We start from the raw sequence: 6302 nt of genomic DNA on the forward strand, positions 1-6302 counted from the left end.
AACGGCAGCGGGCAGCGGGCGGGCGGCGGTCGGTTGGGCGCTGGGTCAGCGGGGTGTTTTCCAGGCCGTAGCCCGGCGGGCACGCTCGACCGCCCCCGGCAGCGCCGCCATCAGCGTATCGACATCCTCGGTCGTCGAGGTATGACCCAAAGTGAAGCGCAGCGACGACCGGGCCCGGTCGTTGTCCGCGCCCATGGCCAGCAGGACGTGCGACGGCTGCGCCACCCCGGCCGAGCAGGCCGACCCCGTCGAGCACGCGATCCCCTGAGCGTCCAGGAGCAGCAGCAACGCGTCTCCCTCGCACCCCGGGAAGGAGAAGTGGGCGTTACCCGGCAGACGATCCGTGGCGTGGCCGTTGAAGACCGCGTCCGGGATCGCCTTGTGGACCCGTTCCACCAGTTCGTCGCGGAGGGCGGCCACCCGCTGGGCGTACTCCTCGCGGGTTTTGACCGCGGCCTCGACCGCCACCGCGAACGCCACCACTCCCGGGGTGTCCAGGGTCCCCGAGCGGACGTCGCGTTCCTGGCCGCCGCCGTGCAGCAGCGGGGTCGCGGCGATGTCGCGGCCCAGCAGCAGGGCGCCGACGCCGATCGGGCCGCCCAGTTTGTGGCCGGTCACTGTGAGGGCGGCCACGCCGCTGGCGGCGAAGTCGACCGGGACCTGGCCCACCGCCTGCACCGCGTCGGTGTGGAAGGGGACGCCGGCCCCGATCGCCAGGCGGGACAGCTCGTCGATCGGCTGGATCGTGCCGACCTCGTTGTTCGCCCACTGGGTGCTGATCACCGCGATCTCGTCGCCGTGCTCGGCCAGCAGGGCCGCCAGTGACTCCGGGTCGACCCGGCCGGTCGCGTCGACCGGCAGCCAGCTGACCTCCGCGCCCTCGTGGGTGGCCAGCCATTCGACCGCGTCCAGGACCGCGTGGTGCTCGACGGCCGAGGCCACCACCCGGTTACGGCGGCGGTCGGCGCCTCGGCGGGCCCAGTAGATGCCCTTGGTCGCGAGGTTGTCGCTCTCCGTCCCGCCGCTGGTGAAGATCACCTCGGACGGGCGGGCACCGAGCACCGCGGCGATGCGTTCGCGGGACTCCTCGACCTGGCGGCGGGCCCAGCGGCCGGCCGCGTGCAGGGACGACGGATTGCCGACCTCGCGGGCGGCCGCGACGTAGGCGTCGAGCGCTTCGGCGAGCATCGGCGTGGTCGCCGCGTGATCCAGGTAGGCCATCAAGTGAAGCTTATGCCTTGAGCCGTCAACCGAAACGATCCGGCTGGATGGAGCGCGGAACGGCCCGGCGGAGAACCCGCCGGGCCGCTTCCTCACGCCGGTTACTTGCGCTTGCGGATCTCGTCGTTGGCCTGCGGTACGACCTTGAACAGGTCGCCCACGACACCGAAGTCGGCCAGCTCGAAGATCGGCGCCTCGGGGTCCTTGTTGACCGCGACGATGGTCTTCGAGGTCTGCATGCCGGCCCGGTGCTGGATCGCGCCGGAGATGCCCAGGGCCACGTACAGCTGCGGGGAGACCGTCTTGCCGGTCTGGCCCACCTGGAACTGGTGCGGGTAGTAGCCGGAGTCGACCGCCGCGCGGGAGGCGCCCACGGCCGCGCCGAGCAGGTCGGCCGTCTCCTCGACGAGCTTGAAGTTGTCGGCGTTGCCGACGCCGCGGCCGCCGGACACGACGATCGAGGCCTCGCTGAGCTCGGGGCGCGAGCCCTTCTGCTCGGCGACCCGCTCGACGACCTTGGTCAGCTTGTCGGTGTCGGACGCGACCACGGTGAGCTGCTCGACGGCCGGGGTGGCCGGCTGCGGAGCCGGGGTGACCGAGTTCGGGCGGATCGTGATGATCGGCACGCCCTTGGTGACCCGGGACTTGACGATGGTGGAGCCGGCGAAGACCACCTGGGTGGCGGTGCCGTCCTCGGCCACCTCGACCGCGTCGACCAGCAGGCCGTTCTCCAGCTTGACGGCGAGCCGGCCGGCGATCTCCTTGCCCTCCTGGGTGGAGCCCAGCAGCACCGCGGCGGGCTGGACCCGCTTGACCAGCTCGGCGACGACGGTGGCCTTCGGAGCCACCAGGTAGCCGTCGATCTCGTCGCTCTCCGCGGCGTAGATCTTCTCGGCGCCGTACTCGCCGAGCTTGCCGGCGAGCTCGGCCGCGGCGCCGGGGCCGCCGAGCACGACGGCCGAGACCGAGCCCAGGGTACGGGCGACGGTCAGCATTTCGAGGGTGACCTTCTTGACGCCGGAAGCCTGCGAGGCCTCGACGACGACCAGTACTTCAGCCATGGTGGGAGCCCTTCTCAGACGAACTTCTCGGCGGCCAGGTACGCGACGAGCTGCTCGCCACCCGTACCCTCGTCAGTGATCTTGGTGCCGGCCGAACGCGGCGGCCGCTTCGCGAACTCGACCACCGCGGAGGTCGCGCCGGCGGTGCCGACCTCGTCGGCGGAGACGCCCAGGTCGGCGAGCGACAGGGTCTGCACCGGCTTCTTCTTCGCGGCCATGATGCCCTTGAAGGAGGGGTAGCGCGGCTCGTTGATGGTGTCCCAGACGCTGACCACGGCCGGCGTGGCCGCGGTGACGACCTCGTAACCCTCGTCGGTCTGCCGCTCGGCGGTCAGCTGGCTGCCGTCGACGGTGAGCTTGCGGGCGCCGGTGAGCGCCGCGACGCCCAGCCGCTCGGCCAGCATGTGCGGCATGACCTGGACCCGGCCGTCGGTCGACTCGGCGCCGCAGAGCACGAGGTCGGCGTTGAGGGTGCCCAGGGCGGCGGCCAGGACCTTGGAGGTCGCGACGGCGCACGAGCCGTGCAGGGCGTCGTCGGTGATGTGTACGGCCTTGTCGGGGCCCATGGAGAGCGCCTTGCGGATGGACTCGGTGGCCCGCTCGGGTCCCATCGTCAGCACGGTCACCTCGCCACCGTGCGCCTCCTTGATCTTCAGCGCCTCCTCGATGGCGTACTCGTCCATCTCGTTGATGACGTTGTTCGCCGAGGACCGCTCGACGGTGTTGTCGCCCGGGCTCAGGGTGCGCTCAGCACCGGAGTCGGGTACCTGCTTGACCAGTACGACGATGTTCATCGCGCTTCGACGACCCTCCTGTTTGTGGACGCACGCCTGCAGCCGTGGCTGCTGTCCCCCCGGCCGATGTTACCCGTCGGTAGCATAGGGGTCTCCACCACCGAGAGTGACTCACCTCACCGATGGATCTGATCCATCTTCTCCCACGGCAGCGACGGAGGGGCCGCAGGAGCCGGGTGCGAATGTTCACTTCGCTGGTCGATAATCACCCGGTGCTCGACCAGTGGTTCAACCCGCAGAAGACCCCGATGGTCGGCGAGAAGCCGGACTACCGGTTCTCGCTGGCCAACGAGCGCACCTTCCTGGCCTGGATCCGGACCGCGCTGGCGCTGCTGGCCGGCGGACTGGCCTGCGCCCAGTTCCTGCCGCCGTTGCCGATCGCCCACCTGCGCGAGGGCATCGCCATCGCGCTGCTGCTGCTCGGCGGGGTGGTCGCGCTGCGGGCGGTGGACCACTGGGCGCGTACGGAACGGGCCATGCGGCTCGGCGCCGACCTGCCCAAGTCCCGCTTCCCGGCGATCCTGGCGCTGGTGGTCGCGTTCGGCGCGCTGCTGCTGGTCGCCGCCGTGGTGATCAAGGCAGTCGGGTGACCACCGATCCCGGCGCGTCGGCCGAACGCACGAGGCTGGCCTGGCGGCGTACCGGCCTGTCGGCGGCCGCGGTCGCACTGCTGGCGGCGCGGCCCGCGTTCAGCCCGGCGGCGGGACCCGGCACGTATCTGGTGGCGGCGGGCGCCCTGGCCGGCTGGGCCGCGCTGGTCGCTCTCGCGTACCGCCGCGCCCGTGGTCTCGGGCTGCAGCCGCCGCAGCCTGGTCAGCGCACTATCACCGCCTATGCGGGCATCACGGTGGCCTTCGCGGTCCTCGCAACGGTGCTTGTCACGCTCTGATCGTCGCCGTTACTCCTCCGGCGCGTCATCATTGCCTCATGGTCCGGTTGTTCGTCTTCCTGGCTGCGGTGCAGCTCGTCCTTCTGGTGCTCGCGCTCATCAGCGCGTTGTCGGTCCCCCGGGTCCGCAACATGCCCCGAGCGCTCTGGGTGCTCGTCATCCTGCTGATCCCCCTGCTCGGTCCGCTCGCCTACTTCGTCTCGGGACGCCCCAAGGCGCCGCCGCGTGAGCACGGCCCCGTGCTGCGCAAGCCGCGTCCGGCCGCGCCGGACGACGATCCCGACTTCCTGCGCTCGGTGGACACCGAGCAGTCCAAGCGCGACCGGGAGCTGCTCGCCCAGTGGGAGCGTGACCTGGAGAAGGACGAGTGAACCGGGCCGGTCAGGCCAGGTTCGACGACCGCGGGTAGGCGTCGGCCGGGTCGGTCAGCACGTTGACCAGGTACGGCACGCCCGCGTCGAACGCGCGCTCCAGGGCCGGGCCCAGCTCCGACGACTTCTCCACGGTCTCGCCGGCCCCGCCCAGCGCCTGGACCACCCGGTCGTAGTGCAGGCCGGGCTGCAGGTCGGCGGCCACGTCGTAGCCGTACATGGCCTGCATGGGGTGCTTCTCCAGGCCCCAGATGCCGTTGTTGCCGACGACGATCACCACGGGCAGCCCCTGCCGGGCCAGCGACTCGGCGTCCATCAGCGAGAAGCCGGCCGCGCCGTCGCCCATCAGCACACAGATCTGCCGGTCGGGGTAGGTGACCCTGGCCCCCATCGCGTAACCCATGCCGGTGCCGAGGCAGCCGTACGGGCCCGGGTCGAGCCAGGTGCCGGGCTGGGCGGGCTCCAGGAAGCGGCCCGCGTACGAGACGAAGTCCCCGCCGTCGCCGATGGTGACCGCGTCCGGGGCCAGCACCTTGCGCAGCTCGCCGTAGATCCGGGCGGGCTTGATCGGGTCGCTCTCCGCGGCCATCGCCTCGGCGTCGCGGGCCTTGCCGGCGTCCTCGGCGGCGCGCAGGCCCTCGATCCACTCACTGTGATCCGCCCGCCGGCCGCTGTGCCCGGCCAGCGCGGTGAGGATGAGCCGCAGGTCACCGGCGGGTGAGACGGCGGTCTCCACGTGCCCGGCGCGCTGGCTCGGCGCGTCGACGATGTGCACGACCTGGGCGGCACCGAATTCGCCGAAGCCGAGCCGGAAGTCGAGCGGGGTGCCGATGACGGCCACCACGTCGGCCTCGTTCAGCGCCGGGCGGCGGGCCTTGGCGAAGGCCAGCGGATGACCGGGCGGCAGCGCGCCGCGGCCCATGCCGTTGGTGAAGACCGGAATCTGCAGCGCCTCGGCGGCCGCCCGCAGCTCGGCGATCGCGTCACCACCCCACACGTCGGAGCCGGCGATGATCACCGGGCGCTCGGCGCCGGCCAGCAGCGTCGCGGCCTGGGTGACCTGCTCCGGGTCGGGCTGCACGACCGGGATCTCGGGTGCGCCCGGCGCGGCGACGTCCTCGCTGGAGAACAGCACCTCCAGCGGCAGGTCGAGGAACGCCGGGCCACGGTGGGCGGTCAGCGCGGCGGTCAGCGCCTTCGCCACCTCGCCGGGGATCTCCTCGGTGCCGGTGACGGTGGCGGCGTACTTGGTGACCGGGGTGACCAGCGGGACGTGGTCGATCTCCTGGAGGCTGCCGGAGCCCCAGCGGAAGGCGGGCGCCCGGCCCCCGAGCACCAGCACCGGCGAGGCGTTGAAGAACGCGCTGGTCAGGCCGGAGATGCCGTTGGTGACACCGGGCCCGGCGGTCAGCACGGCGAGGCCGGGACGGCGCTGGAGCTTGGCGACGGCCTCGGCGGCGAAGACGGCTGACTGCTCGTGCCGTACGTCGTAGATCGGGAAACCGGCCTTGTGCGCGGCGTCGTACAGCGGGAAGACGTGCCCGCCGGAGAGGGTGAACATCTCCGTCACCCCGTACGCCCGCAGCGCCGCCAGCGCCAGGTCCCCGCCGTGGCCCTCGATCATCTCCGCCATGCCAGCTCCCGCCGCTCGGTCCTCGCCAGCACGCTACCGGTCGATCGGGAAAAGATGAATCAGACTCGCTCCAGCAGCCGCCGCAGGTCGTCCGCGATGAACCGGACCGCGTCCTCCATCGACACGCTCGCGATCACGCTGTACGCCGCGACCATCGCCACCACCGGCACGGTGACCAGAACCAGCATGCTGAGCAGCACCTGGAGGAAGCGCAGCGGTCCGCCGGTGCGCTTGCGCTGACGGGGCGCGGGTTGCGAAGGCGCGTCCCGTCTGGTCGTGCGGGCAGGCCGTTTGACCGCCGCGGGACGTGCCTGCGGGGGCACCGGCCGGGAG

General features: G+C 71.9%; 7 protein-coding genes and 1 pseudogene. 3 read left to right on the forward strand and 5 right to left on the reverse strand.

Annotated elements, in window-relative coordinates:
- Positions 1 to 45: 45 nt before the first annotated feature.
- The 3 genes from AB0C29_RS28575 to AB0C29_RS28585 all read right to left on the reverse strand — a co-directional run bounded on the left by AB0C29_RS28575 (position 46) and on the right by AB0C29_RS28585 (position 3076).
- Positions 46 to 1221 carry a cysteine desulfurase family protein gene (locus tag AB0C29_RS28575; RefSeq protein ID WP_360826290.1) on the reverse strand — a complete coding sequence of 392 codons (1176 nt, stop codon included), beginning with the start codon at positions 1219 to 1221 and terminating at the stop codon, positions 46 to 48.
- Between the two features lie 101 nt (positions 1222 to 1322).
- A complete protein-coding gene (locus AB0C29_RS28580) occupies positions 1323 to 2282 on the reverse strand; it encodes an electron transfer flavoprotein subunit alpha/FixB family protein (protein WP_360826292.1) in 960 nt (319 codons plus the stop codon).
- A 14-nt stretch (positions 2283 to 2296) separates the two neighbouring features.
- Positions 2297 to 3076, reverse strand: a complete 780-nt coding sequence (locus AB0C29_RS28585; protein WP_360826295.1) for an electron transfer flavoprotein subunit beta/FixA family protein — start codon at positions 3074 to 3076, stop codon at positions 2297 to 2299.
- Between the two features lie 182 nt (positions 3077 to 3258).
- Between AB0C29_RS28585 and AB0C29_RS28590 the strand changes: the two genes are divergently transcribed.
- The 3 genes from AB0C29_RS28590 to AB0C29_RS28600 are packed head-to-tail and all read left to right on the forward strand — an operon-like array spanning position 3259 to position 4336.
- Positions 3259 to 3666 (forward strand): DUF202 domain-containing protein, encoded by a 408-nt coding sequence (locus AB0C29_RS28590; protein WP_360826298.1) that lies wholly within the window; start codon positions 3259 to 3261, stop codon positions 3664 to 3666.
- The gene (locus tag AB0C29_RS28595; protein WP_360826300.1) at positions 3663 to 3965 is read left to right on the forward strand and encodes a DUF202 domain-containing protein; all 303 of its coding nucleotides are present in this window, start codon (positions 3663 to 3665) and stop codon (positions 3963 to 3965) included. Before AB0C29_RS28590 ends, AB0C29_RS28595 begins: the two co-directional genes overlap by 4 nt.
- Before the next feature lie 38 nt (positions 3966 to 4003).
- Positions 4004 to 4336: a PLDc N-terminal domain-containing protein gene (locus tag AB0C29_RS28600; protein ID WP_360826303.1), complete on the forward strand. Its 333-nt coding sequence runs from the start codon at positions 4004 to 4006 to the stop codon at positions 4334 to 4336.
- A gap of 10 nt (positions 4337 to 4346) precedes the next feature.
- On the opposite strand, the gene AB0C29_RS28605 is transcribed toward AB0C29_RS28600, so the two are convergent.
- Both AB0C29_RS28605 and AB0C29_RS28610 read right to left on the reverse strand, forming a co-directional pair.
- A complete protein-coding gene (locus AB0C29_RS28605; RefSeq protein WP_360826306.1) occupies positions 4347 to 5969 on the reverse strand; it encodes an acetolactate synthase in 1623 nt (540 codons plus the stop codon).
- Positions 5970 to 6028: 59 nt separating this feature from the next.
- Positions 6029 to 6302: pseudogene (locus AB0C29_RS28610) on the reverse strand (hypothetical protein); the annotation flags it as partial.

Source organism: Actinoplanes sp. NPDC048791 (assembly GCF_040650095.1).
Classification (GTDB): Bacteria; Actinomycetota; Actinomycetes; order Mycobacteriales; family Micromonosporaceae; genus Actinoplanes.

Coding starts and splice junctions, on each gene's coding strand:
- AB0C29_RS28580 (WP_360826292.1), bottom strand. CDS start 2,282: ATGGCTGAAGTACTGGTCGTCGTCGAGGCCTCGCAGGCTTCCGGCGTC.
- AB0C29_RS28575 (WP_360826290.1), bottom strand. CDS start 1,221: ATGGCCTACCTGGATCACGCGGCGACCACGCCGATGCTCGCCGAAGCG.
- AB0C29_RS28605 (WP_360826306.1), bottom strand. CDS start 5,969: ATGGCGGAGATGATCGAGGGCCACGGCGGGGACCTGGCGCTGGCGGCG.
- AB0C29_RS28590 (WP_360826298.1), top strand. CDS start 3,259: ATGTTCACTTCGCTGGTCGATAATCACCCGGTGCTCGACCAGTGGTTC.
- AB0C29_RS28585 (WP_360826295.1), bottom strand. CDS start 3,076: ATGAACATCGTCGTACTGGTCAAGCAGGTACCCGACTCCGGTGCTGAG.
- AB0C29_RS28600 (WP_360826303.1), top strand. CDS start 4,004: ATGGTCCGGTTGTTCGTCTTCCTGGCTGCGGTGCAGCTCGTCCTTCTG.